29 protein-coding genes and 1 tRNA gene are annotated in these 25,371 nt (G+C 61.1%); 7 read left to right on the top strand and 23 right to left on the bottom strand.

Annotation, left to right across the window (positions count from 1 at the left end; genetic code table 11):
• Window positions 1-81: 81 nt before the first annotated feature.
• On the bottom strand, window positions 82-855 hold the full coding sequence (locus BLU74_RS17460) for a site-specific integrase (RefSeq protein WP_245705830.1): 774 nt from the start codon (window positions 853-855) through the stop codon (window positions 82-84).
• 295 nt (window positions 856-1,150) lie between these two features.
• Between BLU74_RS17460 and BLU74_RS17455 the strand changes: the two genes are divergently transcribed.
• Both BLU74_RS17455 and BLU74_RS17450 read left to right on the top strand, forming a co-directional pair.
• Window positions 1,151-1,471 carry a helix-turn-helix domain-containing protein gene (locus BLU74_RS17455; RefSeq protein WP_089769671.1) on the top strand — a complete coding sequence of 107 codons (321 nt, stop codon included), beginning with the start codon at window positions 1,151-1,153 and terminating at the stop codon, window positions 1,469-1,471.
• Entirely contained in the window at window positions 1,468-1,755 is a 288-nt protein-coding gene (locus tag BLU74_RS17450; RefSeq protein ID WP_139175890.1) for a hypothetical protein, read from the top strand. Before BLU74_RS17455 ends, BLU74_RS17450 begins: the two co-directional genes overlap by 4 nt.
• A gap of 13 nt (window positions 1,756-1,768) precedes the next feature.
• Here the strand turns inward: BLU74_RS17450 and BLU74_RS17445 are convergent, their stop codons facing one another.
• Entirely contained in the window at window positions 1,769-2,053 is a 285-nt protein-coding gene (locus BLU74_RS17445) for a type II toxin-antitoxin system RelE family toxin (RefSeq protein ID WP_089769667.1), read from the bottom strand.
• The gene (locus BLU74_RS17440; protein ID WP_089769665.1) at window positions 2,046-2,318 is read right to left on the bottom strand and encodes a ribbon-helix-helix domain-containing protein; all 273 of its coding nucleotides are present in this window, start codon (window positions 2,316-2,318) and stop codon (window positions 2,046-2,048) included. Before BLU74_RS17440 ends, BLU74_RS17445 begins: the two co-directional genes overlap by 8 nt.
• Before the next feature lie 263 nt (window positions 2,319-2,581).
• Here BLU74_RS17440 and BLU74_RS18670 point away from each other — a divergent pair, with 263 nt between their 5' ends.
• Window positions 2,582-3,199: a hypothetical protein gene (locus tag BLU74_RS18670; RefSeq protein ID WP_139175889.1), complete on the top strand. Its 618-nt coding sequence runs from the start codon at window positions 2,582-2,584 to the stop codon at window positions 3,197-3,199.
• Between the two features lie 209 nt (window positions 3,200-3,408).
• Here BLU74_RS18670 and BLU74_RS17435 read toward each other — a convergent pair whose 3' ends face one another.
• The 9 genes from BLU74_RS17435 to BLU74_RS17405 form a co-directional block, all read right to left on the bottom strand.
• Complete coding sequence (locus BLU74_RS17435) at window positions 3,409-4,380, bottom strand: hypothetical protein (protein WP_089769663.1); 972 nt, start codon at window positions 4,378-4,380, stop codon at window positions 3,409-3,411.
• Window positions 4,373-5,206, bottom strand: a complete 834-nt coding sequence (locus BLU74_RS17430) for a DUF8125 domain-containing protein (RefSeq protein ID WP_089769661.1) — start codon at window positions 5,204-5,206, stop codon at window positions 4,373-4,375. Before BLU74_RS17430 ends, BLU74_RS17435 begins: the two co-directional genes overlap by 8 nt.
• Window positions 5,206-5,712 (bottom strand): DUF8063 family protein, encoded by a 507-nt coding sequence (locus BLU74_RS17425; protein WP_089769659.1) that lies wholly within the window; start codon window positions 5,710-5,712, stop codon window positions 5,206-5,208. The genes BLU74_RS17430 and BLU74_RS17425 overlap by 1 nt, the downstream gene beginning before the upstream one ends.
• An 87-nt stretch (window positions 5,713-5,799) precedes the next feature.
• Complete coding sequence (locus BLU74_RS19125; protein WP_175454696.1) at window positions 5,800-5,958, bottom strand: hypothetical protein; 159 nt, start codon at window positions 5,956-5,958, stop codon at window positions 5,800-5,802.
• A 1-nt stretch (window position 5,959) separates the two neighbouring features.
• The gene (locus BLU74_RS17420) at window positions 5,960-7,471 is read right to left on the bottom strand and encodes an Env/VP5 family phage fusion protein (protein WP_089769657.1); all 1,512 of its coding nucleotides are present in this window, start codon (window positions 7,469-7,471) and stop codon (window positions 5,960-5,962) included.
• The gene (locus tag BLU74_RS17415) at window positions 7,464-7,709 is read right to left on the bottom strand and encodes a hypothetical protein (protein WP_089769655.1); all 246 of its coding nucleotides are present in this window, start codon (window positions 7,707-7,709) and stop codon (window positions 7,464-7,466) included. Before BLU74_RS17415 ends, BLU74_RS17420 begins: the two co-directional genes overlap by 8 nt.
• Window positions 7,706-7,867 carry a hypothetical protein gene (locus BLU74_RS19120; RefSeq protein WP_175454695.1) on the bottom strand — a complete coding sequence of 54 codons (162 nt, stop codon included), beginning with the start codon at window positions 7,865-7,867 and terminating at the stop codon, window positions 7,706-7,708. Before BLU74_RS19120 ends, BLU74_RS17415 begins: the two co-directional genes overlap by 4 nt.
• Before the next feature lie 115 nt (window positions 7,868-7,982).
• Window positions 7,983-8,402 carry a DUF8023 family protein gene (locus tag BLU74_RS17410; protein WP_089769653.1) on the bottom strand — a complete coding sequence of 140 codons (420 nt, stop codon included), beginning with the start codon at window positions 8,400-8,402 and terminating at the stop codon, window positions 7,983-7,985.
• 4 nt (window positions 8,403-8,406) lie between these two features.
• Entirely contained in the window at window positions 8,407-8,778 is a 372-nt protein-coding gene (locus BLU74_RS17405) for a hypothetical protein (protein ID WP_089769680.1), read from the bottom strand.
• Between the two features lie 279 nt (window positions 8,779-9,057).
• On the opposite strand from BLU74_RS17405, the gene BLU74_RS18665 reads away from it, so the two are divergent.
• Complete coding sequence (locus tag BLU74_RS18665; protein WP_139175888.1) at window positions 9,058-9,834, top strand: hypothetical protein; 777 nt, start codon at window positions 9,058-9,060, stop codon at window positions 9,832-9,834.
• Window positions 9,835-10,066: 232 nt separating this feature from the next.
• On the opposite strand, the gene BLU74_RS17400 is transcribed toward BLU74_RS18665, so the two are convergent.
• The 3 genes from BLU74_RS17400 to BLU74_RS17390 all read right to left on the bottom strand — a co-directional run bounded on the left by BLU74_RS17400 (window position 10,067) and on the right by BLU74_RS17390 (window position 13,282).
• Window positions 10,067-11,668 (bottom strand): DUF8148 domain-containing protein, encoded by a 1,602-nt coding sequence (locus BLU74_RS17400; protein WP_139175887.1) that lies wholly within the window; start codon window positions 11,666-11,668, stop codon window positions 10,067-10,069.
• A 924-nt stretch (window positions 11,669-12,592) separates the two neighbouring features.
• Window positions 12,593-12,666: transfer RNA gene (locus BLU74_RS17395), tRNA-Ile, on the bottom strand.
• 130 nt (window positions 12,667-12,796) lie between these two features.
• Window positions 12,797-13,282 (bottom strand): FxsA family protein, encoded by a 486-nt coding sequence (locus BLU74_RS17390; protein ID WP_089769649.1) that lies wholly within the window; start codon window positions 13,280-13,282, stop codon window positions 12,797-12,799.
• A 122-nt stretch (window positions 13,283-13,404) separates the two neighbouring features.
• Between BLU74_RS17390 and BLU74_RS17385 the strand changes: the two genes are divergently transcribed.
• Both BLU74_RS17385 and BLU74_RS17380 read left to right on the top strand, forming a co-directional pair.
• On the top strand, window positions 13,405-15,108 hold the full coding sequence (locus BLU74_RS17385) for a DUF255 domain-containing protein (protein WP_089769648.1): 1,704 nt from the start codon (window positions 13,405-13,407) through the stop codon (window positions 15,106-15,108).
• Window positions 15,109-15,196: 88 nt separating this feature from the next.
• Window positions 15,197-16,024 (top strand): TrmB family transcriptional regulator, encoded by an 828-nt coding sequence (locus BLU74_RS17380; protein WP_089769646.1) that lies wholly within the window; start codon window positions 15,197-15,199, stop codon window positions 16,022-16,024.
• Between the two features lie 21 nt (window positions 16,025-16,045).
• On the opposite strand, the gene mptA is transcribed toward BLU74_RS17380, so the two are convergent.
• The 5 genes from mptA to BLU74_RS17355 all read right to left on the bottom strand — a co-directional run bounded on the left by mptA (window position 16,046) and on the right by BLU74_RS17355 (window position 20,339).
• Window positions 16,046-16,984 carry a GTP cyclohydrolase MptA gene (gene mptA, locus BLU74_RS17375; RefSeq protein WP_089769644.1) on the bottom strand — a complete coding sequence of 313 codons (939 nt, stop codon included), beginning with the start codon at window positions 16,982-16,984 and terminating at the stop codon, window positions 16,046-16,048.
• Window positions 16,985-17,069: 85 nt separating this feature from the next.
• Window positions 17,070-17,513 carry a DUF7124 domain-containing protein gene (locus BLU74_RS17370; protein ID WP_089769641.1) on the bottom strand — a complete coding sequence of 148 codons (444 nt, stop codon included), beginning with the start codon at window positions 17,511-17,513 and terminating at the stop codon, window positions 17,070-17,072.
• Window positions 17,514-17,589: 76 nt separating this feature from the next.
• A complete protein-coding gene (locus tag BLU74_RS17365; RefSeq protein WP_245705829.1) occupies window positions 17,590-17,820 on the bottom strand; it encodes a DUF7979 domain-containing protein in 231 nt (76 codons plus the stop codon).
• 205 nt (window positions 17,821-18,025) lie between these two features.
• Window positions 18,026-19,270 carry an NAD(P)/FAD-dependent oxidoreductase gene (locus BLU74_RS17360; protein WP_089769639.1) on the bottom strand — a complete coding sequence of 415 codons (1,245 nt, stop codon included), beginning with the start codon at window positions 19,268-19,270 and terminating at the stop codon, window positions 18,026-18,028.
• Between the two features lie 244 nt (window positions 19,271-19,514).
• The gene (locus tag BLU74_RS17355; RefSeq protein WP_089769638.1) at window positions 19,515-20,339 is read right to left on the bottom strand and encodes an NAD(+)/NADH kinase; all 825 of its coding nucleotides are present in this window, start codon (window positions 20,337-20,339) and stop codon (window positions 19,515-19,517) included.
• Window positions 20,340-20,586: 247 nt separating this feature from the next.
• Between BLU74_RS17355 and BLU74_RS17350 the strand changes: the two genes are divergently transcribed.
• A complete protein-coding gene (locus BLU74_RS17350; RefSeq protein ID WP_089769677.1) occupies window positions 20,587-22,035 on the top strand; it encodes a KaiC domain-containing protein in 1,449 nt (482 codons plus the stop codon).
• A gap of 25 nt (window positions 22,036-22,060) precedes the next feature.
• Here BLU74_RS17350 and phoU read toward each other — a convergent pair whose 3' ends face one another.
• The 3 genes from phoU to pstA all read right to left on the bottom strand — a co-directional run bounded on the left by phoU (window position 22,061) and on the right by pstA (window position 25,370).
• Window positions 22,061-22,738, bottom strand: coding sequence for a phosphate signaling complex protein PhoU (gene phoU, locus BLU74_RS17345; RefSeq protein ID WP_089769636.1), 678 nt, complete (start codon window positions 22,736-22,738; stop codon window positions 22,061-22,063).
• 77 nt (window positions 22,739-22,815) lie between these two features.
• Window positions 22,816-23,709 (bottom strand): phosphate ABC transporter ATP-binding protein PstB, encoded by an 894-nt coding sequence (gene pstB, locus BLU74_RS17340; RefSeq protein WP_089769634.1) that lies wholly within the window; start codon window positions 23,707-23,709, stop codon window positions 22,816-22,818.
• Between the two features lie 11 nt (window positions 23,710-23,720).
• Window positions 23,721-25,370, bottom strand: coding sequence for a phosphate ABC transporter permease PstA (gene pstA / locus BLU74_RS17335; RefSeq protein WP_089769632.1), 1,650 nt, complete (start codon window positions 25,368-25,370; stop codon window positions 23,721-23,723).
• Window position 25,371: the final 1 nt, after the last annotated feature.

The raw sequence follows: 25,371 nt of genomic DNA, 5'->3' as shown, positions 1-25,371 counted from the left end.
GACGCACAGAAGATCCACCAACAACGACCGATCCTGCAAGAGACGCTCGCTACCGCTACGCAACCGAGGTGTGAGTCTTAGCTAAAGACGAATGCAGGGCCGCGTGACCCGGTACATATCCTGCTTGATCGTACCCAGCGACACCCGACCATACTTCGTCGTCAGCAGCGGCGCTCGGTCGTGATCATCGAGAACATCTTCGCGAGGACCGTCGATATAATCACGAAGTGTCTGGACGAGAGATTCGTTCTTGATGGCACAGTCCCGTTCGGACCATTTTCCATTCTTCAGCGGAGTTCCGGTCTCCGGACGGTGTCGGAACTCCAGTACAGGGGTATCACCACTATCGACGAAACTCCCGAGATCGAGGGAGCGAACACCTCCACGACGTGCCGAGAGACGCCAGATCAGTAGGAGTTCGACGTGTGCACGAGATGCATACTGATACTGTTCGAGATATTCGAGAGCCTTCTGTGCTCGCCCAGTTCCGAGACGTTCTTCGTTAACGTCCTCACCTTTCCGAACAGTGGGAAGGAGGACCTTCTCAGCTACGTCAGCATCAGCTGCGTTGACCGATGCGAGCACTCGAAGAAACTGACGGACAGTAGAGATCTGGCCTTGGAGAGATACCTTCTTGAGACCATCTTCCTCACGGCGATGGACCCGATAATTGTGAACGGTGAGGCCGTCGACTTCAGCCATACTCGAAATCCCTTGGTCTTCGAGCCAGTCGACGAACGCCTCAATCCGGTAGCCGTGGGTCTTGATAGTCGCCTCGCTGAGGTCGTCCCATCGCTGTTGCAGATAAATATCCTTGGCAACGTCAGGGGCAACGTTACGGAGTTCGTTACTCACCAGTGACCACCTCAGTCGAACTGGCAAGAGAGCCGATGCTGTTTTCAAAATGCGCCGGTTCGTCCTTCGTGCGGGCATTGCCCGCGTGGATGGCTTCACTCATCACTGGGAACGGAGCCACCTTCTGGGGCCGTGTGCCACCACGGTCCCGTTCCTCAGTAACCGACCAGAGTCGTCAGTATACCACTCGGTGGCTCTGCGTTGAATCTATCTCTTCCCTTCTAAGTTATATCTTCGGGTAAACGAGATAAGCTCAATACTTGGGTTATAATGTGGCCTAGAAGCTATCGCTTGTATGCGAAAATCGGGAAAATGGATGGTTCTCCTCGATGAACGCATCCTCGAACTTCTTCAAGAGGACGAGGATGGATTTATGCGACCATCGGAAATTGCCGATGATAGCAGGATTCCATATAGCCCACAATATGTGGGAGAACGCTGTCAGAAGCTCGCCAGTAACGGTCTTCTTCAGGAAGTGTCGAACGCAGTCTACCGAATTACCGAGGAAGGAAGAGCATATCTCGAAGGAGAATATGATGCATCTGAAACTAATGATGTTAGTGTAGAGTCATCTGGGGCAAGTGCCGAACAAGGGAGTGATCAGGCTGGACAATGACTGTACGTCGTCAGGGTCGCTGGATGTACCCGACGGACGAGCGTATTCTCGAACATCTATCAGAGACCTCTTGGGCGACTCCGAAGACGATCGCGAAGGAGACACACCTGGAACAGATCGAGATCGACGAGCAGTATATACAGCAACGCTGTGAGCAGTTGGTAGACCGAGAGTTGATTGCTCCAGTCTACGATGATATGTACGAGATCACGTCGTGGGGATTGGCATATCTCCGCGGTGATCTGGACGCCGGAACTCTTCCACGGTGGCCAGTGAAGAACTGAAGTCTATTTAGAATCAGTCGTCATCCGCTTTGTATGCTCCCCTACGACGCTCTATCGTGAATATAACCAATATATTCTTCTCGTAATCGCACTCACAGCCAAGGCGAAACTGTCCAATCCGGATCCTCGAATGCGGCGCACCGGTGAGTGGTGTCATATACTCATCCGGGTCGCGCCACTGGTCGTTTACTATCTCGTCGAGTTTGTCGGTGATCCGGTTCTGAGCGTGTTCGTCGAGGTCGTCGTAGGTCCGCTTTGCGGGTTTCTTGAACTCCCAACTCCACTCGTCCTCACTCATCGTCGCCTAAGATTTCCTCACGAGAGAACGACTCGTCATCACCCGTCCGGCGAGCATGTTCCACAGATGCGATCTCCTTCCAACTCTCCCGGGTGAGTCCAGGATGGCGAACAGCATCACGGAGTGCGTGGCGGATGAATTCGCTTCGGCTGTTGTATCCCTCTTCTTGCCACGTAGCATCAATATCTTCGAGGAACATCTCCGTCACTCGGATATTGATGTTGGTCTTTTCGGGGCCACCGTCAGCTGTATCCGTATTCGACATACATACGTATTACAGACAGTGGATAATGAGTGTTCGGACGGAATACACCTGCGCGACCCCCCACAAGGAGGGGCCGCGCAATCCACTAGCGACCACCCACCTAAGAGATTGATATGGTAGGTGGAACTGTGGGTAGACATTATTGAGGTTATCAGCAGATTCAGGCCGTGAAACAGCTATTCGGTAGATATACGTAACTGTCATCGTATGCTTTTGAATTAGCCTGGGACAATTTTTTGTTAACAAAACGTCATTATGAGGCAATGTCAGACGAGCTATCGACCAGTGATATTCTTGGACGCGCAGAAGAAGCACTCCATTCGGCAAAGATGGGCTTAGAAGATGTTCGAGATGGACCACCTCATAAGAATTCTGCAGGCGTAAAGAACGTGGCTACTTATGGCCGTGCTACTACCAGGATATTGAGTCGCCTAAGTTCGCGTGAAAATGAGTTTGACAAGTGGTGGTCTAAATTTGCGGAAGAGATGGGTAATGATCCTCTAATGCAGTACTTTTGGGACCTGAGAAATCAAGCTCTCAAACAGGAAGGGGTTGATTTTGGTTGGGAGTTGAAGATCAATTATTTTTCAACCGACATGTTATCCGATAATGAGAAACCAGAGAATGCGCAAGGTTTCGTAATAGGAGATAGTCAACATGGTGGTCTTGGATGGGAGGTTGAACTACCCAGCGGAGAGACGACAATCCATTATATTGATCCTCCATCCGAATTGGTGGAATCATCACCAGTTCTTCCTGACCCACCACAGGAACATTTGGGAGAGGATATAACAGACGCCAATGCAGCCGAGATGTGTCAAATGTATATTGATTATCTTGAGAATATTCTATACACAGCAAAAGCCAAATTTGGTGAATAACCCCAATTAGTTCTCCGAGCTGAGTGGTAGCCGCCTATAATATACTGAACAATTGGGATTGAATCCCTCCACTCGACGGTACGGCCACGTTCCGGGCCTGCGGCGCGAGCGCCGTTCCGGGCTACCGCTGGGTCCGTTGCGTCTCGCTCCGGTCACAGGAGACCGCTACCGCAGTCACGTAGGACCGCCCCGGCACCGGTCTCCGTAACTCAGTCGTCGGGGCCGCGATCGTGGAGTTCTGTTAGAAGCTCCGACCAGGAGAGGTCGAGGTCGAACAGATTCGAGCGGAGATTCCAACTCCAGGGAGCGGGTTCATCAGGATCATATTCGACCGAGGTCGCCTCGAGGGATTCGACCGAACCACCGAACAGTTGTTCAGTTGGTCGGTCCGAGTCGGCAGGCCAGCGTCGATAGAACTCAATGGTCTTCGGTTCGGTCTTGTAGAAGGCCAGCGAGGTGAGGCGTTTCATCTCCGGATCAACGTCTTTTCCAGTGTGACCGATCACGATCACCAGCTCGACACCGAGCTTGCTCATCCGCTTGAGGAGCGGAGACCACTGGGTCGCGACATCGTGGGAGTTCGTCCGGGCGTCGAAGTGCGTCGAACCCTCGTCGATCACGACCGCTTTCGGCCGGTCGCGGTGTTCGAGTAGGGAAGCAGCGAGATCGTGGCAGGTCGTCACCCGTTCGTCGACGATGCTCGCACGGGCGTTACTCAGGATTAGGAGGTCATCCCAGAGGGTCCGACCGAGTTCGACTAGGAGCCACGTGCTGTTTGTCTTCCCGGTATTCGGATCTCCCGCTGCGAGGACGGTCGTCAGTGCGCCGTCGCGATCGAGCTCGTCGAGGATACGAACCGGGAGCGTGAGCGCGCTCGCATCGAGATCCTGTTCGGTGATCCCGACGAGGTACGACATTGCCTCACCGTCTCCCTGTTTGACTGCTCTGGTGGCGCTCTCCGATCGGAGGTGTGAATCGACGATTTGTCCGAGACGGGTCTCTTCGAAGGCACCGAGTTCGTCGCTGATCGGTTCATCGTTAAGGAATGAGAGCACGTCGTGATCCTCTTGTTCGAGCGGGAGGCCAGCGTGAGAGAGAAGTTCCGCTTCGTTGTCCATCCGGCCGCGGGCCTGTTCGTAGAGCTTCGCCGCAGTGAGGAGTTGTTCGTTGACGTTACTCATCAGTGGAAGCCTCCGTTTGGTTCGTGGCAGCTGCGTCAGCAGCGGCATCGAGATCGGGGCCGTCGAGATCATCGAGCGGGTTCTCGTCGCGATTCTGGATGTGTCGATCGAGATCGAACTGTGCAATTGCGTCATCGATGGCCTCGTTGATCGAGTTGCCTCGATCCGGAAGTGTCGACTTCTCGAATGTTTGGACTACAGAGAGGACAGCCTGCCTCGTGGCAGATCGAACGATCGAGAAGACCTGCGTCTCGATGGCGAAGCCGCGCTGGGCGTCTTCTTCGAGGACGTTACGAAGTTCGTGGACCTTCGAGAGCGCGATCATTAGTTCGCGATCGTCGAGGGTCCCGGGCCAGACACCGTCGACAGTCTGGCCGTCGAGATCGACGTTCTTCCCGAACGCGAGGTTCGGAGACGACCAGTAGAGCTGTCCGTCGACGACTTCGACCTCCTTCCAGCGTGGACGGGGCCAGCGGTAGATCCCGGCACCGTCGAGGTCGAGGAGATCGACATCGACGAGCCAGACCCAACCGGGGCCGTCGAACAGATCAGCAGCGCGGCCAGCAGTCCAGCGACCGACCGTCAGCATCGAGAGGACGAACGCGAGTCCGCCGATCTTCGCCGTGCGGGGAATCTCGGTACCGGTGACGAGCAGCAGCGCGACAGCGACGAGAGCCACGCTGCCGAGGAGGTACTTCCCACGGACGACGAGCCAGACGAGCGCGCGGAACCAGCGAGGATCATCTGGTTGATCCTGGTGGCCCACACGAGTCTCCTCGGCAGACGCTTCTTCGGGTTCGTTGGAGGTGTCGGCTTCGTCAGGCATCAGGCGACACGCTCCCCGTCCTTGTTGATCGCAGAGCGTTCAACGACGAGCCGGTACAGAACCATCAGTGCGACTCCGGAGGCAGACGCGAGAGCTGCATCCCGAACGTCAGCGCCGGACCAAGGGCCGGTGAGGAGGCCGCCGCTTTCGGTAGTCTTAACGAAGGAGATCCGACCGTTCTCGCGGGCGAGATCCGTCGAGATCCAGACGCGAGAGTTCGGCGGAGCCCGAATCTGAACCTGAGTTTTCTGATTCGGTTGCAGGTAGACAGAGCGGAAGTTCGCGGAGCCGGATTGGGAATCGGTCTCCTCGACGACGAGGAGATTCACCGGAGCATACCGGTCGGACTCGAACGTGAGCGTGAGCGTGCCGGTGTTTCGGTTGTAGGACTTGTCGACGAGATTCGTGGCCGGGTCAACGGCCAGAATCGCGGTCGAGTTCGTCGACGAGGCGGGCGTCGCGGTCGGGGTTGCAGTTTGGTTCGACTGAGCCGCTGCGGGAGCCACAGCGCCAGCGAGCGAAGCAACTACGATCAGCGTTATGAGTAGTTTTCTTAACATCGTCGAAAGGGTGGGGAGAGGTAGGTCGGTTCGTTACCAGAACTTGAGCGCAGACCACGACCAGTCTGGTATCCCGAGCAGGTCGAGGCCCATCGCCACGAGATCGACACCGGCATACTGGAGGCCGATGGCGAGCAGGGCGATCGAGGCGATCAAGCGGACTGGTACGAGTTTTGCGAGCATCCAGTACATCCTACTGGTTCGACCTCCCGAGCAACAGTGCTGCCCCGGCGAGAGCAACGATGGCGATCATCGTGTCGGAGGAGCCGCCGAGGAAGCCGCCGCCGCCTCCGATGGCGGCTTCGCGCTCCTCGACCTCCTGACGGAGATCGGTTAACTGCTGCTGCATTTCGAGCAGTTCCGAAGTGTTAGCAGTCTTGTAGACATACTCGGTGGTTTCGATGGTTTCGACGTTAGAGCCATCTTTAGCCCTCATCGACTCGATAGTGAACGTCGCGTTCTGATCGAAGTCGATCTTCTCACCGTCGACAGTAGCGAGGAAGACCGGGCCGGTGATGTTGCTCGTGTTGTAGGTAGTTCCATTCTGCCAAGAACCATTAGGAGCGTTTCGAGCGAGGACGATCCCGGTGTGTGTGTTTCCGTTGTAAGACACATCCATCGTCCCACTTGAGGACATATTTGGCGTGTCGAAGCCCATCATCGAGAGGGCACCGACAGCATTATACAGCGAATCGGAATCGCTGTATTCAGTCCCATACTCGAACATCGCTGTGTTCGCGGAGATCACGTCTGAAGCATTGATCTGTCCGCTCTCGAAGTCCTGATACGTCGAATCGACGAACAGGGCAGCCTCATCCTGAAGGTTGCTGTTCAGCGTTTCAGTCTGGTCCCACAGCGAAACGTACGGTGCGATCTCGAAGTACACCTGACCATCGTAGTTGTCGTTCGGTGGAGCCACGTGGAAGCCGTTAACGTCGAAGGAGGCAGGTGGCGTGGGAGTAGGACTAATTCCAGTATGGGAGGTAGTCGGGTTGATGTAGACTGTTTTGTCATAGTCCGTTGAACCATCAGAATCCCGCTCTTGGTACGTGAATTTCATAGTCATCACGTCCCTCTGGGTCCCATTAGCCAACTGGACAGACCGAGGCTCGAACCCTTCAAGAACGAGATAAGCGTTGTCTTGTCCGCCGAAGTCGTTCTTCGTGAGGTTGATGGAGACGTAATCGTCTCCGATGCCATCCTCTTGTGCGGCTGTCTGGTTGAGGCCCTGATACTCCTGAATCGAAGCATTCCAGCGTTCGATGAGATTGATCTGTTTGACAGTATAGAACCCTGAGATGGCCTCACGTGCAGAGACATTCGCGCTGTTTTGAGACGAGCCGTTTTCATACGCCTCAGCAACGGCAACCTGCGTTTTCATCCAAGCGACACTACCAGAGTCTTGAAGGGAGTTTTGGAACGGTTTCAGGAAGGTTTCTTCAGACGCCTCAGTCGACACACCAGCATCGTATATGTCGACCTTGGTTTGATTTCCATCCAAGTTCTTCAACTCGTCAATAGCGTCGTTATTGTTGACGCATTCGGAGTTCGGTGTGCCAGTGAGACCCATCGCGACTGCGTTCTTGATGAAGCCAGCAAGCCCGTCACATTGGAGATCTGTGATCGACTGTGCAGAGGCGGGGCCAGCAGCGCCAGCCGAGACGATCAGAAGCGCGGCGAAGATCGCGAAGACGCGTCTACGCATCGGGATCACCCCCGAGATCGCGGATCTCCTTCTCGGTTAGACCGTCAGGGAGATCGTCGGAGTTGCCATCAGCATCGATCATCATTTCGTTGACGCCGATGAGGAGCGCCGTCGCGATCGGGATGATCGTGACGAGGAACCCGTCGCCAGAGTAGACAGACAGGTTCGTGATAGCAGTGGTGAGCGCGGTGAAGCCAGCGCCGAGCACGACAGATAGGGACGTGACAGCGCGGCTCATAGTGCCACCTGCGGATCAGGGAGCGCGTTGAGCGTGCTGATCTCAGCGCGGGAACGCGCTGCGTGCCAAGCGTCGCGATCGTCCTCGATGTCGAGATCGATCGAGACGAGCGACGCGACGGTATCAGCGACGCGGGCGTGATACGGGAGGAGCGTCATAGGACACCCTCCGTAACCAAGAACGACAGGGCAGCGAAGCCCGTCGTGCCCAGTGCAGACAGTACGACTATCCGGTCAACGTTGAAAGAAGCGTGGGACATGTTGAGTGGTCCGTTCAGCGGACAGCAACGAACCAACCGAACAGCGTCACAGCGAACGCGAGCTGTGCGCCGAGCGGACTGGTGCCGCCGAGATCGTTGATGAAGCTGGTGATCTCCGAGACGTACTGGTACCCGAGCGTGACAAGCGGAACAGCGCCGAGCGAAACCTGTTCCCAGGTCTCGTAGTGCTCGAAGCGCTTGGTCTCGGACGACATAAACGCCGCCGCGTAGACAGCGATGCCGGCCAGCGCGGCGTGCTCAGTCGTCAGCGAGTAGTTCGAGAACCACGTCAGGGTGATCTCGGTGATCCCACCGAACTGGTACAGCGAGGTGGCGACGAAGACGACCGAGAAGATGGCCGGGAGCGTCCGAAGGTTTGCGTACTCCGAGATCGCACCGGTCATCGACGAGCCGTAGGATGATCGGGAAGCCATTGGGTTACTCCGTGAGCTGGCGGACTTCCCAGAGGTTGAACTCGACCTCTTCGTCTTGGCCGTTGGGCGTGAAGGTCCGCGTCTCCTCGGTCTTCTTGAAGCCGAGGACAAGCCCCTCAGCCGAGCCGTGCTTCTCGGCGAGAGTATCGAGGCGACGGTCGATCTGCCCGTTCGAGAACATCACGACAACGTCGCCGAGTCCGCGGCCGATTTCGAGAACGTCGTTGTCGTATTCTTGGGTTTCCTGCCGCTTGCGCAGCTCACCCACGATAGACTCGCCCGCGTCAAGTTCGATCCATTCTGCGTCGTCGTCACCGGACTGATCCGGTGCATCGACGGTCTCCATTTCGTCGAAGTTGGGGGTTTCCGTTGACATACCCATTTAGAGGATATGGAGGGAACATTCTAGCTAATTCTAAACCCGGGTGAAAGTGGAGAACATATACAAGAAATAGTGGCCTTGCTGAAAGTATCAATCAGTGACAGTTCTCAGAATGTGTGCTAAATACACAGAGCGTATCTTGCAGCAAACTATCTCGGGGTTCCAACAGAGCGGATTAGTCAACACAGTGAATTTGCTTAGAGTCTTACCTTGGTATTTGATGATAAAGATACAATAGATAAAAACTAAACAATTTGAATACTTTTCTTGCGTATGAGCGCACCCGTAGGTGCTATTGAGGAAAAACTCGATCAATTAGAGGATGATGCTGACAGGATCGAGGATTTATACACAGAATTTTTTGATCGTATTCGGACATATGAATATAGCCATGTTTCCGGTTACTACTGGGATACACCTTCTGGAGAAATTGAAGAACTACAACGACGAGCTCTGAAAGAATATGAAGTTTGGTTCAATACGGCATCTCCGTTGATCTCAGAATACTTGTCTAATCGTTCCGATGATTTTGAGGATCACTACGATAAATTCAAGAAGCGGCTTAAGCTGGACAAGAAAGCTTCGGAAACGACCAAAAAATCTCTGAACGCACAGAACGCGGATTTCGATTCCCAAAGGAGTATGTTGGAATCAATCCCGGCAAGAGTAAAAGTAGAGGAGTTGAAAGTCAGGGAGCAAGTCTCAAAGAATGTTGCTCAGACTGAATTAGATAGAGCAAGACAACTCTTTGATGAGGGTGAGTTGCGCGTCAGTGGTGTCCTTGCAGGAGTTGCTCTGGAACGGTATCTATTGATGTTATGTGAAAATGCAGATGATGAAATCGGTTACTCATACCGGGACGGTATCTCCGCCTTAGCTCAGAAACTCTATGAGGCCGATGAGATCGACTCCACTTCTCAGAAGCACCTACAACATCTTGCGGATATCCGAGCAAATTGTGCCCATGCAAATGAGGAAAACCCTGCTGAGGAAGATGTACGACGCCTTACTGAAGATGTGGAGGATTATATCCGAGGCAGAAAATTGTAGCTGAATTAATATATTTACAAATAGTAGAGGTCTCGGTTCGCACGTTTATCTAACAGCTGTTTCGTCACTAACTTGATGAAACAAAAAGACAACCAGCTGCAGCATACACTCTCTGTATTCATCACACGATTTCTATCAACTACTAACGGTTTCAACAAGCCCGATATAGTATATATAGGGCAAGGGAGAGAGTCTAACCAGTGACCAGCCTAACCAGAGTATCGAACGCAGCCTAAGACTCTCCCCACACTTGAGCCAAGGGAGGCGGCCGATCAATCTCCTCAGACACCGAGGGGGCATCAGGGTCATTCATATTCTCTTCGAGAACTTCGAGCGAGGCAGCCTGTGAGGTAGAGACAGGCATATCCCAGTACGGGAAAGCACCGAGATAGTCGATCGACACCCAGTAATCGGTGGACAGTTCGCGAATCGTAGCTTGCGCCCGACCGGACTCGGTAAGTTCGTCGAGGTCAGGTTCGTGGACCCACGTCTCGGCATACGCTCGTGAGAGTTCCAGCACCGTATCTTGGGACGCCCACTCAGCGGCTTCGCGAGGTTCACCCTCTAATTCGGGGTCTTCGGGGTCGATCGCACGTTCGATCCCACGGGACGCGGACCAGAACTGTTTGTCTGTCGCCCAATAGAGAGCGAGCTTCCAGACGGCCTTTTTAGAGTCATCCTCACCAGAGGTGAGAGATTCGCGATCCTCGAAGGACTCAGCGACATCAGCAAGTGCGCCGTAGGTGGCACTCAGGTACTTCCCGAGGTACGAGCCAGCGGTTTTCTGGAAGATAATCTCGTCATCGCCTTCCATATTGACGAGATCGTGCTGTCCAGCACGTTCAGCAACTTCGTCGCGAGAGAGATTGTTATCACCGTAACGGTACCAATCAACCCATCCTTCCGCGGAATTGAACCGCACGCCGTCGAGATCGTGTTCCCGACGGTACCAATTCACGATGGTATCCTCGGTCGACTTCTGGATGAACTGCCACGTGCCTTCTTCGTCAAGCGATGATCCGACGAATGGAACGAGATCGAGGAGGCCGTCGTCGTCGGGATCGTTCGGATCACCAGCTGGGCAGAGATCATCGCGATACACCAGAGGGCGTACGTCGACGACCCCACCCTGTCCGTAGTCAGACCACTTCTGTGATAGCTCTCCCTTGTCGATCAGCCACGGCATCCCGTCGGTCTCTCGCCGCGGAGGGTCAAAATAGAGCGTATGCAGGTGTGGAAGACCACCAGAGGCGAATTCGAGGACCTTCAGGTAGTCCAGCGTTCGGCGCGGTCGTCCCGTCACTTCTCCGTCGAGATCTGGACGCCAGCCAGGAACGTTCGTTTTCCGTGTATCTTTTTTCGTCGACGGGTCCGACGCGAGGTACTGCTGAAGTCGGTGGAAGTTTGGATTGATATTCTGTATCGAATCGAGCAGCGAACCGTGTTGCTTAGGATCCGTGGTCAGTGTGGCGAAGGCCGCGGTCGCACCCGGGTCAGCCCGTGCGTCGAGCGCGTCTTGAAGGCGAGCAAACGAGCGGCCGTGTCGATCCTCGGAGTTGAAACGAGTCTTGTACTCCTTGGTCATTCGGCGCGTCTCGCTGCCGGAGCGGGAGCGTACGTGAACGTCGAAGGCAAGTCGAAAGTCGTCGATGCGCCGGATGTAACGAAGCAGCCCCTCAGCGGAGGCAGCCTTCTGAGAGTCTGAAAGGTGAGAATTGACGGAGGAGAGGACGCGCCGGACGAAATCACGGTCTGAAAGCGTGCCGTCGTCGGGGGTCTCTGTTTCACTAATGCCTGATGAAATCAAGTCAAGAAGCCGCAGGGTGGGAAACACGGTCGCCGATTTGCCCGAGCTTTCGAGACGGACGAAACCGGCGTCTTCAGCGGCTTTCGTGAATCGGTATGCAAACTGGTACTCGGAATCGCTGCCGTCGAGCTGATCGACAGTCGAAGTCTTGTCTGAAATCCGGTCAAGGGCGGCGTCGTGCCGATCTTCGGCGCTGTTCCAGTCCAGATCAGCGAACCCGACCGTGTTGCGCCAGGGATCAGTGCCGTAGAGACGGAGGCCGTTCAGTCCAACGTGGACTAGACGGGAGCGGAGGATGCCTTCCGGATGTTCAGCGATGAGCTGAAGAAGGCGCGCGCGGTCGCGATCGCGGTCAGTGTACGAGCCATCGAGCAACTGGCCTCGACCGAGTAGGCCCTCCTCTTCGAGTTCTTCGAGGAGGTAGTCCCTGATGGGGGATGTGTTACATCCGTCCGAGATCGAGGCCCCCGCGCTCATCAGCGCGGAGATGCTTTGGGTGAGTTAGTTGCGACAACGCCACTCTGTTCCGGCCCATACGGGAAGAGAGAAGGACCGGAACGTAGCGCGTTGGCAGCCCAAACAAGATCAGGATGGAGCTGATCGACGGGCTCGCCTCTGTCCAGAACGGGAGCTGAGTGACAGAGTTCGCACTCTCGGTAGCGGGCGTGAGGTTGTTCCCGAGTAGTGACACATCCGTCCGCACAGCTCCGACAATTGTACCGGACATACCCCGCGCCGAGGTATTTGAACCTCACCGGAGACACCTCCGGTGGAATTCGACGAGGTCACTTTCGGCTAAGACAGATCGAGTGACAGCGGAGGGGGTTGGTAGTTTCCTTGCTCGAACAAGACGAGAGACTACCGTCTCAGTTTCGTTAGAACGACGAGATTGGATGGCTGGGGAGTTGTAGGCCCCAACCACGGACGGCCAGAGACCGTCCGTGAAGGAGGTGGGCCAACACGGATTTGAACCGTGGACCTCCCGGTTATCAGCCGAGCGCTCAACCTGACTGAGCTATTGGCCCAGGTGAGCGCATCTACTCGTTGTTCGATGAGTAGTTTAAGAGTTTCCTTTCGACCCGTCGGCGCCGCCGTCACGCGAAACGACGGCCCGCTGTCGACGGGGGATGCCGAGCGATTCGAGGCCCGCAGTACTCAGTTGTCGTCGCCGGGACGGCCGTACTCCTCTGGATCGAGGCTCACCACGTCGTCGTCGCCGTCCGGGAAGCCACCCACCCAGACGTTGCCCGAGACGAACCCGCCGGTCTGGCGGTCGAGATACGGGCGGACGACGTAGCGCTTTCCAACCTCGCGGATCGGGTATCGCGTCACCGGCAGGGCGAGCGCAAAGCCGATCACGTCGGTCACGATCCCCGGCGTGAGCAGGAACGTGCCGGCGGCGATGAGCAGTCCGCCATCGAGGAGTTCGTTCGTCGGGACCTCACCCCTCGCAGCCTTCCGTTGGAGTTTCGAGAGGGTGTGCCGCCCCTCCGCGCGGACGAGCAACATTCCAACGAGGCCGGTGAGCACCACCAGCAGCACGGTCGGCACGAATCCGATCGTCGAGGCGACCGGGAGCAACAGGAGCGTATCGACGAGGGGGATCGCCAACAGGAGCGCGATGACCCAGCGCGTTCGCATACGAGGCCGTTCGCGGTCGCCGTTCATAGCCCTTGTGTCGCGGGCGCGCTGGGATCGCCGGCGACGCCCCGGCGCTCCGCCTCCCTCGAAGGGCTTACACCCGACGACACCGGAGCGGGGGTATGACCGACGACACGCACGTCGAGTGGCGCGAGTGGGGAGCCGCGCCGTTCGAGGAAGCCGCGGCGGCCGACCGCCCCGTGCTGCTCGCGCTCACCGCCACGTGGTGCGACAGCTGTCACGAGATGGACGCGGAGACGTACGGCGAACCGCGAATCGCCGCGAACGTCAACGACGGCTTCGTGCCGATCCGCGTCGACGTCGACCGTCGGCCGCGGGTCCGCGAGCGCTACAATATGGGCGGGTTCCCCTCGACAGTGTTCTGTACCCCATCCGGGAAGGTCCTCAGCGGCGCGACGTACCTCGGCCCCGACGGGATGCGACAGGTGCTCGGGTCCGTCCGCGACCTCTGGAACCAGAAGGGCGAGGACGGCGGCCGGATTCCGCGGGCGCTGGCCGGGGAGCCAACCCCGGCGGGTGCCGTCGACGAACGGATCGAGTCCCACCTCGCGGGCCAACTCGACGAGAAGTGGGATCCGCGGTTCGCGGGCTGGGGGACCGACGCCAAGTTTCCGCTCCCCGAGACGATCGAGTTCGCACTCAAGCGGGCACGCGAGCAGGCGGTCGAGACGCTGGGTGTGATCGGCGAGTCGCTGTACGACGACGAGTCCGGCGGGTTCTATCGCTACGCCGAAGGGCGCGACTGGAGCGACCCGCACACCGAGAAGATGCTCGACGTCAACGCCGCGTTGCTCCGCGCGTTCGCGAACGGCTACCTCTATACCGGCGACGAGGACCTCCTCGATCCGGCGACCGGTGCGCGCGACTTCCTCGTCGCGACCCTCTGGAACGGCAGCACCTTCGGCGGGAGCGTCGCACCCACCGATGAGAACGATGGTGCCGATTCTGACACGGACGACCCCTCGCTCGGCCCTCGACGGGACCTGACCGGCTACGCGGGCGGGAACGCGCTGGCTGCGGACGCGCTCTTGACTCTCGCGGCCTACACCGACGACGACACCGCCCGTGAGTACGCCGATCGGGTCCTCGAAGCACTCGAGCGCACGCTCGTCGCGTCCGACGGCGTCGTGTCGCACTTTGCGGCCGACGACGGCACCGCGCCCGAACTCCTCCTCGCGGATCACGCACGCGTCGTCCGCGCCTTCGCGACGGCGCGGCAGGTCCGGGGCCCCGACGCCCTCGGCACGGACCGCGATCCGCTGACCGTCGCTCGCGTCGTCGCTGACGCCGCTATCGAAACCCTCCAAGAGCCCGAAGGCGCGTTTCGTGACGGCCCAGCGGCGGGGACCGGGCTGCTCGACGAACCGCTCCGGCCGCTCGACGGAGGCGTTGCGATGGCCGAGGCGCTCCTCGACCTCGCGGCCATCTGTGACGAAGTCGCGGACGAACCCGGGAGTGCCGACTCGTCGGCGTCGGAGCGCTCGCCCGACGACTACCGGACTGCGGCCCGCGCCGGCATCGCCGCCTTCGCCGGCGCGTGGGATCGGATCGGGATCCAGGTCGCCGGCTACGGCGCCGTGGCGGCGCGGCTGACGCGCCCGGAACTCGTGATCGCCGTCGGTGGTGAGCCGGGCACAGACCTCCACCGCGCCGCACTTCGCGTGGCCGATCACGAGGCCGTGGTCGTCCCCGACGCGCCGACCGCCGCCGGCACCGCCACGGTGCGCGTGGGCGAATCGACCCGTGAGGTGGAGACGCCGGACGAACTGATGACGGCCGTCTCGGCGCTCACGAGCGACAGCTGATCGACAGCTGCCAGTGAGGCGACCGGCGGTAGCGGTCAGTCGTGTAAACCTCCGGTTCGTTTTTATTCGTGGCCACAGAGGGAGCGGTATGGCCACCCTCAGGGATCTCGGGCTGTCGGAGTATGAGGCACGGGCGTACCGCTCGCTCCTCCGGACCGGAGCGACAACCGCCAAGGAGTTGTCCCGTACGAGCGACGTCCCGATGGGGCGGATCTACGACGTCCTCAACAGTCTCGAACAGCACAGCCTCGTGCGCAGTCAGGCCGCGAGCCGTCCGAAGAAGTACGTCGCCGTCGAACCCGACACGGCGCTCGATCGGCTCTTAGAGAACAAGCGTCGCGAACTGCGCGAACAGGCCGAGCAGTACGAGAGCGTCGTCGACGAACTCACCGCCGAGTTAGAGACAAGCGATCCCGTCGAGAGCCAGTTCTGGACGGCCGCAGTCGGCAGCGAGGAGTCCGCCGAACTGCTCGTCGAACGACTCGCGGCCGCCGACGACACGCTCGTGGTCGTCTCCGGCGCGGTGTCGCCGCAGTTCGACCTGGGCGTGCTCGGTGACAAAGTGGCCGAAGAACTCGAAGCGGCGCTCGACCGCGGCGTCGACGTGTCGGTGCTGATGGCGCCTGCCCTCGTCGACTCGTTGCCGGAGAGCGTCGGCGATCGGTACGTCGACCGCCTGGCGGATCACGCCGACTTCGACGTCCGGACGGCGCCGGGGCTCTCGGGGACGTTCGAACTCATCGACGACACGGAGGTGTGTATCGAGGTGCCGAATCCGCTCGATCCGGCCGAGGCGTTCGCGATGATCGATCTGAAGGACCCGGACTTCGCCGCGGACGTTCGGGAGGTGTTCGACCCGACGTGGGAGGCGGCCGAACCGCTGGCGCCGGCGTCGCTCAGCAGCGAAGCGCAGTGAGTGAAGCGCGAGTGGTGCGGATTACGCGCCGCTGCCGTTCACTTCGCTGCGCAACTGTTCGAGCGTGACTTCCCGCTCGGCGTGAGCGTTGTGCTGGTGGATCGACTCGTCGTTCGATTGTTTCATCCGGACGACGGCGTCGTCGTCGAGGTGGTCGAACTCCTCGACGACCTGCTCGGCCATCGAGCGGACGCAGTCCTCGACGAATTTGGCATCGGCGTGGGCCTCGTAGGTCATGTGGTCCTCGTCGGGCCGCTTTGCGAGGTTGTAGATTCGCGCGGACATCGAGTCGCGGGCGAGTTCGGCAATCTCCATCAGATCGACGTCCGGTGACCCGTCTGCGGTGACCGTCAGCGTTGCGTGCCCGCGCTGGGAGTGCCCCGGTTGCGGGACTTTCTCGAGGAACTCGTCGATGGTTTCGTCGTCGACTTTCAGGTCGTGCAGGACGTCACGTGCACGGGAAGCCGACATTCCCTGAGAGCACGGACAGACCGTCATTCCCGTGACCTCGGCGCCGATCTCCTCGCGGGTGCCCTCGTCGGTCGCGGTCGCGCTCGCGACGATCGAGATCGTGCTCTGGGTCGCGAGGCCGCTCGCGGGCGTATCTTCGCGGACGACGAAGTCCGCTGTCATCCGGACCTCGGCGGTGGAGGTGTACTCGTGTTTCGCGAGCAGGCGTTCGGCCGCGTCGCCGCACATGTCTTCGACGCGGAACGTCGGCTCGGAGACGGCCGACTCCAGCGTCTCGTCGATGACCTGCATGTTTCGACTCATATCGATGCCTTTGCGGCCACTGGGAAGATCGACAAACACCTCGAACTCCGCCATCAGGACGAGCGGGCGCTGCCTGCCGTCCCGGGCGAGTTTGACGAGCTTGTCGACGCCTGTGACGCCGACCTGACTCAACCCGACCGTGACGTCGGGTTGGCTCGCCTGTACGTCAGGAAGTTGGTGACTCATCGTAAAATGGGAAGAACCCAGTTCGATTAACGCTTTCGTTACCTGAAGAATACTGGCGGTTTCAGCCGCCTACCCGACAAATAGCTTACGGCCAGTCGTCTCTGGTGCTGGACTCGAAGGGGTCCTGTGACCCAGCGCTTCCCGCGATTCGCCACCCGGCCGCATCGGCTGCACTCTGCAGCGGCAGGTACTCCCAGCCTGCGGCCTCGGCGATTTCTTCGTCCTCCTCGGAGACGCCGACGAAGACGTGTCGGTCGGTGTCGAACTGCTCTTTGACGTTCTCGAGGCTCTCTTGGACGCCACGCGGTCCCGAGAAGAAGTCCTGTCGAACCCGGTGCTTGCGGGTGTAGTTCGTGACGACGTACGTGGGTTTCTCGCTCACGACGCCGACGTACTCCGTCCACTGGCGAGCGTCGTTGAACACGGCGGTCGGGTCTGCGAGGTTTCGCAGCGCGTCCAACTCGAACGCTAGCGTCATGTCGGCGTCGCCGCCGCCGGGGGCACCCCCGCGTGAGGACTCGTCGCTCATACCCCGTGATATCGGCCACCCGCCGAAAACTGCATCGGTCCGCCCCGACGATACCCCCGGACGCGCTCGATACTCCTCACACGACGCGGTAGTACTCGGTGAATCGGATCACGTCCCCGGACTCGAGGCCCTGAAGATCGGCTGCGGGGCTCGATCCCTCGACGGCGTCGAACACCTCCCGCCGGTCCCGCGGCGACAACTGGTCGATATGGCGGACTCGGTCCGTCGGCTCGATATCTGCGGCGTCGCACTCGACGATCACGGACCGAACGTCCGCGTCCCCACTACTCTGCAGTGACCGTGACATACGATACCAAAGTGCACAAAAGATCATAAAGATTGCGTCGGATCCCCGGACGGACCCGGCGGCCGGGGCCATCCCGACTGTCCGGTCAGCGCAGTTGTGACTGTCCGGTCAGCGCAGTCGTAACTGCCCGGCCGGCGTCGATTCGGCCCCCCAGAACACACCCGCAGAAGAAACTCAGTCCGTCGTGGTCGGCCAGTCGGCGACGTTACTCAGCGGGCGTCCCTTCGAGTTCGAGTTCGTCGATCTCGAAGTTCTGCTTCATCAGGATGTCCTTCTGGTCGGCGACGACGCGTCGCTCGCGCATCAGTTTCTTGTACTTCGACTGCGGCGAGAGATCGCCGATCAGGACGCCGCCGACGATTCGGCCGTCTTTGAACGCCAGCCGCCGCCACTCGGTGTCGGAGTACTTGGCCTCGGCCTCGTCGTCGCCGAGGGTCGGGTGCCCGAACGAGAGGAACGGGAAGTCGAAGTGGGTAATCGAGTACGAGGAGACCCACTCGAACGGCTCTGAGCCGTAGTCGACCATATTCTGTGCGGCGATCGAGCCCTGCTCTTTCGCGGAGCCCCACGCGCCGTTCTGTGCGCGTTCGCCCAGGAGCAGGTCGTTGAACTCCGTGATGTCGCCCGCGGCGAAGACGTCCTCGTGGTTCGTCTGCATATACTCGTCGACGATGATGCCGTCGTCGCACTCGATCGGGGTGTCCTGGAGGATCTCCGTGTTGAAGTTCAGGCCGATCGCGATCCCGACGAAGTCGGCGTCGTACTCGTCGCCGTTGGGGTCGACGGCGGTCGTGACCTGGCCGTCGTCGTCGGTCTCGAAGTGGTCGACGCCCGACTGGAAGACGGGTTCGACGTCCCGCTCGCGCAGCGCGTCGTGGATGATCTCTGCACCCTCTTCGGAGAGCGCGTAGCGCCACCAGCAGTCCCCGCGCATCAGGTATTTCCCCTCGACGTCCTGGGCAGCCGTGATCGCCGCGAGGTCGATGCCGAGCAGGCCGGCCCCGACGATCACGGAGTTGTCGGCTTCTTCGATGTGGTTCTTGATCGCGCGAGCGTCCTGGAACGTCCAGAAGTGGTGGACGCCGTCGGCGTCGGAGTTGCCGACGGGAAGTTGTGTCGGTGTCCCGCCTGTCGCGACGAGGAGTTTGTCCCATTCGTGGACGTCGCCCTCGTGCGTCTCCAGCGTGTGGCCCTCGACGTCGATGTCTACAACCAGAGTGTTGAGTTGGAGGTCGATGTCGCGCTCCTCGTACCACGACTCGTCGTGGATCGAGATCGGCGCTTCGGGGAGTTTCCCCTTGGCGAACTCCTTGATGAGGATCCGGTTGTACAGGGCTTCCCCCTCGTCTGTGATGACGGTCACATCGGCGTCAGGGTCCTCCTCGCGGAGCGTCTCGGCGGCGGAACTGCCCGCAACACCGTCGCCGATGATGACGTACGACTGAGTCATATTTGACCGATTCGGGTTCGGGGTTAATGTGGATTGCTATACGAGTGGCTCTCCGAAGGCGGCAGCATCACCACTCTCAGGGCCGATACTGTCCGTTCGTGCCGTGAAGTGTCCCGATCGTATCGGACACCGGGGCGACCGCTTCGAGTATGTCGGCTGCGCGCGATCGACTCGCGACCGTCAGGGACGGGCCGGCATCCGGTGGCATCGGATCACCACGGGGGCCGCCCCTGCGAACCGGAGCTCAGTCCAGTTTCCCGAGTGCCTCGAAGAAATCGGACGCGGGGCCGGCCATCCGAACGGGATCGTCGGCGATCGACACCGCCACCTCCACCGGAGGCGTGACCGGTTCGCGCACGCGCCCGTCGACGACGACCACGGCCTCCGCGGCGTCCGTCACGGTGACGGTGACCGTCACGTCGCGGTCGACCACCAGCGGCGGCCGGCCGGTGACGTCAGCCATCTCGGTCACGACGAGTCCCGACACGCCCGGATGGACGAGCGGGCCGTCCTCGCTGAGGTTGTACGCGGTGCTACCGGTCGGCGTCGCGACGAGCACCCCGTCCGCGTGGCCCTCGGTGAACTGCGATCCGTCGATCCGGACCTCGATCGAGGCTCCGCCACCGTGCCCGCGGCGGGCCCCCTGGACGACGACCTCGTTGACCGCCGGCGGGAGCGTCCGGGTCCCGGTCTCCGCGCGGAGTCGCGGGACCGTCCGCGTCGGGAGGTCGCCCTCCTCGCGGAAGCGACGCACTTCCTTCAGCACGGCGTCGACGGCGTCCTCGGGGTTGACGGCGTTGAGAAAGCCCACCTCGCCGAGGTTGACGCCGAGGATCGGGGTGTTCCCCGCGCCGTGCGCGGCGAAGAGGAACGTCCCGTCGCCGCCGATACTGACGACGAGGTCGGCCTGTCCGAACGTGCTGACGGCGTGTCCTGGCACGTCGAGTTCTGCGGCCGTCGCCGCGTCGATCCACACGGTGACGTCCTCCGCGCGGAGCCGCTCCCGGAGGTCGCCCGCGAGCCGGGCGGTCCGGTCGTTGTCCCACTGGGCGACGATGGCCACCTTCATCTCGGTTCGTCGGTTCCACGCGCTGATCAAAAAGGACTCCGTCACGTGGCGAGCCTGCCGGTTCGGCTCGCTGGCGGCGACGGCGGCGACGGCGACGGTCGATGTCGCCTCGCTCGCTCCGCACGGGCAACATTCATAGCCGGGCCGGCCGTCGTTCCGACGACGGTGATGGCAGAGATTCGCGATTGGCACCGGTGTCCGCCACGAGGCGCGGACGCCGGCCAGGACTGCGGAGCGGGTGAGTGCCGTGAGTGACGACGCCGATTGGTTCGAGCGCGCGATCGGCGAGGACGCGGACGACGAGAACGCGGACGGCGAGGACGAGCCGGCACCCGACGCCGAGGGCCAGGACGGGAGCGACAGCCACGACACGCACGGTGGAAGCGACGGCCACGACGCAGACGACGGTCGGGACGGGAGCGACGACCGCGACGCAGACGACGGTCGGGACGGGAGCGACGACCGCGACGCAGACGACGGTCGGGACGAGAGCGACGACCACGACGAGCCCGAAAGCTGGGGTCCCAACTCGACCCTCGAGCCGACCGTCGACGACGTCGATGCCGACCCGGAAGACGAGTCGGGCTCCGTCGATCCTGATGTGAGAGACGGCGCAGGCCGCGATTCCAGCGTCACCGACCGAGACCGGGGCACGTCCGCCGGCGTCCGGAGCGACCGCTCCGGCGAGGACCGACGCGGCCGGGTTTCTACCGATTCTGACACCACCGACGACGGGGGGAGCCCGTTCGACGAGGACTTCGCATCCGCGCTCCAGGACGCCCCGGACCCGAGCGTCGAGGGACCGGGCTCTGGCGGCGCGGAAGCCGGTGGATCGAGCCCCTTCGGCGGCGACAGGGGTGATTCCTTCGGCGGCGAGGGGAGTACCGATCCGTTCGGCTCCGAGGACGCGGGCAACGACTTCGGGTTCGACGACTTCGACGACGACTTCGGCGGCGCTCCGGGGGGCTTCGACCCCGACGCCGGCGCGTTCGAGTCCGACCTCCCCCGGATCGACATCGGAATCGACGGCCTCGACGACATGATCCTCGGTGGCGTTCCCCGCCGCTCGCTGATGGTTGCGATCGGATCGGCCGGAACCGGGAAGACCACCTTCGGCCTCCAGTTCCTGCGACACGGCCTCGAGAACGGCGAGGACGCGGTCTACATCACCCTCGAAGAGAGTCAACAGCGGATCGTCGACACGGCCGACGAGAAAGGCTGGGGCTTCGAGGAGTACATCGAAGAGGACCGCTTGGTTGTCGTCGACATCGACCCCATCGAGATGGCTAACAGCCTCGACAGCATCCAGAACGAACTGCCCGACCTCATCGAGGAGTTCGGGGCGGACCGCCTCGTGCTCGACTCCGTGTCCCTCTTAGAGATGATGTACGAGAGCGCCCCGCGACGACGCAGTCAGGTGTTCGGGTTCTCACGATCGCTGAAGAACGCCGGCATCACCACTCTGCTGACCTCGGAGGCGAGCGAAGACAACCCCTACACCTCGCGGTTCGGGATCGTCGAGTACCTCGCGGACGCCGTGTTCGTCCTCCAGTACGTCCGCCCGAGCGACTTCCGCGAGACGCGACTGGCCATCGAGATTCAGAAGATCCGCGACGCGAACCACTCGCGGGAGACGAAGCCTTACGAACTCACCGCCGAGGGGATCAGCGTCTACCGGCAGGCGAACATCTTCTAGCGCCGGCAGCAGCGACGCCAGCGCGTCAGTACAGCAGTTCCGCGTCGTCTTCGATCATATACAGCGACCGGGCGGCGATGTTGACCGCGTGGTCGCCGACCCGTTCAAGATCACGGACCGTCAGCAGGAGCCGCGAGATGTCCTGCATATACGCCTCCGCGTCGGCATCGTCCTCGCCGAACGGGTCGCTCTCGATGAGGTCGCGGACGACGGTCGTGCTCGCCGCCTCGCACATCGCGTCGAGTTCGTCGTCTCGCTCGGCGACAGCGTAGCAGGCCTCGGGATCCTCTTCGGCGTACGCTTCCATCGCCGCGTCGAGCATCTCGAGCGTCTCGACGCCGATCTGCTGGACGTCGACCTCGGGGAAGACGTCCTGGTCGGCGTCCAGCGCGTACTGTGCGAGATTCACCGCGAGGTCACCGATCCGCTCGAGGTCGGTGATGATCTTGAACGTCGCCGCGATGAACCGGAGGTCCGAGGCGACCGGCTGCTGGAGTGCGATCAGATCGACGCACTCGCCCTCTAACTCGAGGTACATCTGATTGACCTCGTCGTCGCCGTCGATGACTGCCCTCGCCGTCGACCCTTCCTTCTGTTCGAGTGCGTCGAGTCCCCACCGAAGACGCTCGGCGACGATTTCGCTCATATAGAGGACATCCTCGCGGAGGTCAGAGAGAGACTCCTGATATCCGTGTCGTGGCATACCTGACGCCACACGGGTTGGAAGTATAAGCGTGTCGTGCGATCCGAGACTGCTGCGGGTACGTCCTGCGAGCCGCGCTATCCGAACTTTCCGGTGATGTAGTCCTCGACGCGCTGGCTCTCTGGGTTCTCGAAGATCTTCTGGGTGTCGTCGAACTCGACGAGTTCCCCGCCGGTGAGGAACACCGCCGTCTGATCGGAGATCCGCGCGGCCTGTTGCATGTTGTGCGTGACGATGACGACCGTGTAGTCGCGGGCGAGTTCCTCGATGAGGTCTTCGATCTGGGAGGTCGCGACCGGATCGAGCGCTGAGGCGGGCTCGTCCATCAACAGGACCTCCGGGTCGGGTGCGATGGCACGGGCGATGCAGAGTCGTTGCTGCTGCCCGCCGGAGAGTTCGAGTCCGGACTCGTCGAGTTGATCGTTGACCTCGTCCCACAGCGCGGCCCGCTTGAGCGAGCGCTCGACGATCTCGTCGTAGTCGCCGCCTTTGTCCTGGATCTCGAGCCCGTAGGTGACGTTGTCGTAGATGCTCTTCGGGAACGGGTTGGGTTTCTGGAAGACCATCCCGACCCGGCGGCGGAGCGCCACGGGGTCGACGTCGTCGTCGTAGACGTTCTTGCCCCGGAGATAGAGGTCCCCTTCCACGCGGGCGCTGTCGATGAGGTCGTTCATCCGGTTGATGCACCGGAGGAAGGTCGACTTCCCACAGCCCGACGGCCCGACCATCGCGGTGACGCTCTGTTCGGGAATCTCCATCGTGATGTCGGACAGCGCCTGGTTGTCGTCGTACCAGACGTCGACGTGTTCGGCGCGAACCACGGTCTCGCGCCGGCGGGTCCCGCTCGTCTCATCGACGCTTTCCGAGACGTCGGTCTGGATCAGCATCTCGTCGTCGGTCGGATCGGGCGACCCGCCGTCTCCCGCGTCCTGTTCGCTCGTCGTCTGTTCGTCGGTGTTTTGTTGGCTCATTGGTATAGAGATCACCCCGTTCGCTCAAACCTGTTCCGGAGGACGATCGCGATCGAGTTCATCGCCAGCAGGACCGCCAGCAGCACCACTACGCCCGCGGGGACCGCCTTCGTGTAGAAGTCCTCGCTGGCGAAGAGACTCGACCAGGCGTACACCTGTAGCGGCATCGCGCTCACTTTCGATTCGAGCGCCGTCGGCAGGCTGAAGACGACGTTCGGCGCGGCGATCATGATGAGCGGTGCAGTCTCGCCGATCGCGCGGCCGAGCGCGAGGATGGTGCCGGTCAGGATGCCGGGGAACGCCTCCGGGAGGATCACGTTCTTGACCGTCTGCCAGCGCGTCGCTCCCATCCCGTAGGACGCCTGCCGCATATTCGAGGGGACCGAGCGGATCGCCTCGCGCGAGGAGATGATCACGATGGGCAGGATCAACAGCGCCAGCGTCGCGCCGCCGACGATGACGGTCCCCGCGGCCTGCCCGAGATACGTCACGAAGACGCCCAGGCCGAGGAGGCCGTAGACGACCGACGGGACGCCCGCGAGGTTCGAGATGTTGACGTCGACGAACCGGGTGAGCCGATTGTCGGGCGCGTACTCCTCGAGATACACGGCCGCTCCGACGCCGATGGGGAACGACAGGGCTGCGACCGTCGCCATCAACAGGATCGAGCCGCCGATCGCGGGGTAGAGCCCCGCGTTTTCGGCGGACCCGCTGTGTGCGCTGGTGAGGAACTGCCAGTCGACCCACGACTGCGGACCGGCAAAGCCGAGCGTCGACGTGGCGGCCGCCCCGACGAGCGCGCCGCCGACGACGACGGCGGCGAATCCGAGCCCCGCCGGACGGCGCTCCTCGGTGAACGCGCCGCGCCAGGCGTAGGTCGCTGTCGGCAGCACGGTGACGGCGGTGAGGACCGTCGAGGGGACCGGGTTCAGGCCGACAAACGGCCCGACGACGGCGCTCACGAGCGTGGCCGCGAAGGCGAGTCCGCCGGCGACCAGTCCCGTCCGGGCGTCGCGGACGCCGGCGACGTACGATCCCACGACGGCTCCCCCGATCCCCCCGAGCACGGTCCCGACCATCATCCAGTCGACGGGGATCACCGGAATCGACTGGATGGCCCGGGCGAGGCTCGGCACGACCTGGGGCACACCGATCGGGCTGCCGATCGGCCCCGGCAGGCCGAACAGCGAGAGGTAGAAGACGAACGCCGTCGCGGAGAGTCGAGAGGTGAACCCGATCCGGTGGGAGTACCGGGTGAGGAACACCGAGATCGCGGTCGGGACGGCAATGGCGATTGCGAACGAGAACCCGACCAGCGGCGGCACGACGTCGACCACGAGCAGACCGACGCCACCGCTGAACATCAGCGAGACCACGAGCAGGCCGACGAGGAAGCTACCGAACGTGAACGCTGCGGGCCCTCGCCGGTGAACGGCCCAGCCGACGAGGGCCGTCGGGGCCACGAGCGTCAGGAAGAACGTCAGATACCAGCCCGGATCCGCGGTCGCCGGCTGGAGCGCGTCGTTGGCGACGTAGACGAGCAGCGCCGCGAGCACGACGATCCCGAAGAGCGTCGCCGCCAGGATGAGATAGCGGAAGATCGTTCCCACAGTGCGGCTGACCTGCCCGAAGTCTTCGATTTGAGAGCTCCCGGTCGCCATT

Origin of the sequence: Halobellus clavatus (genome assembly GCF_900107195.1) — an archaeon.
Lineage (GTDB): Archaea > Halobacteriota > Halobacteria > Halobacteriales > Haloferacaceae > Haloquadratum > Haloquadratum clavatum.
The sequence above is the reverse complement of the archived record's forward strand: the minus strand, read 5'-3'. Positions and strand labels throughout refer to the sequence as shown.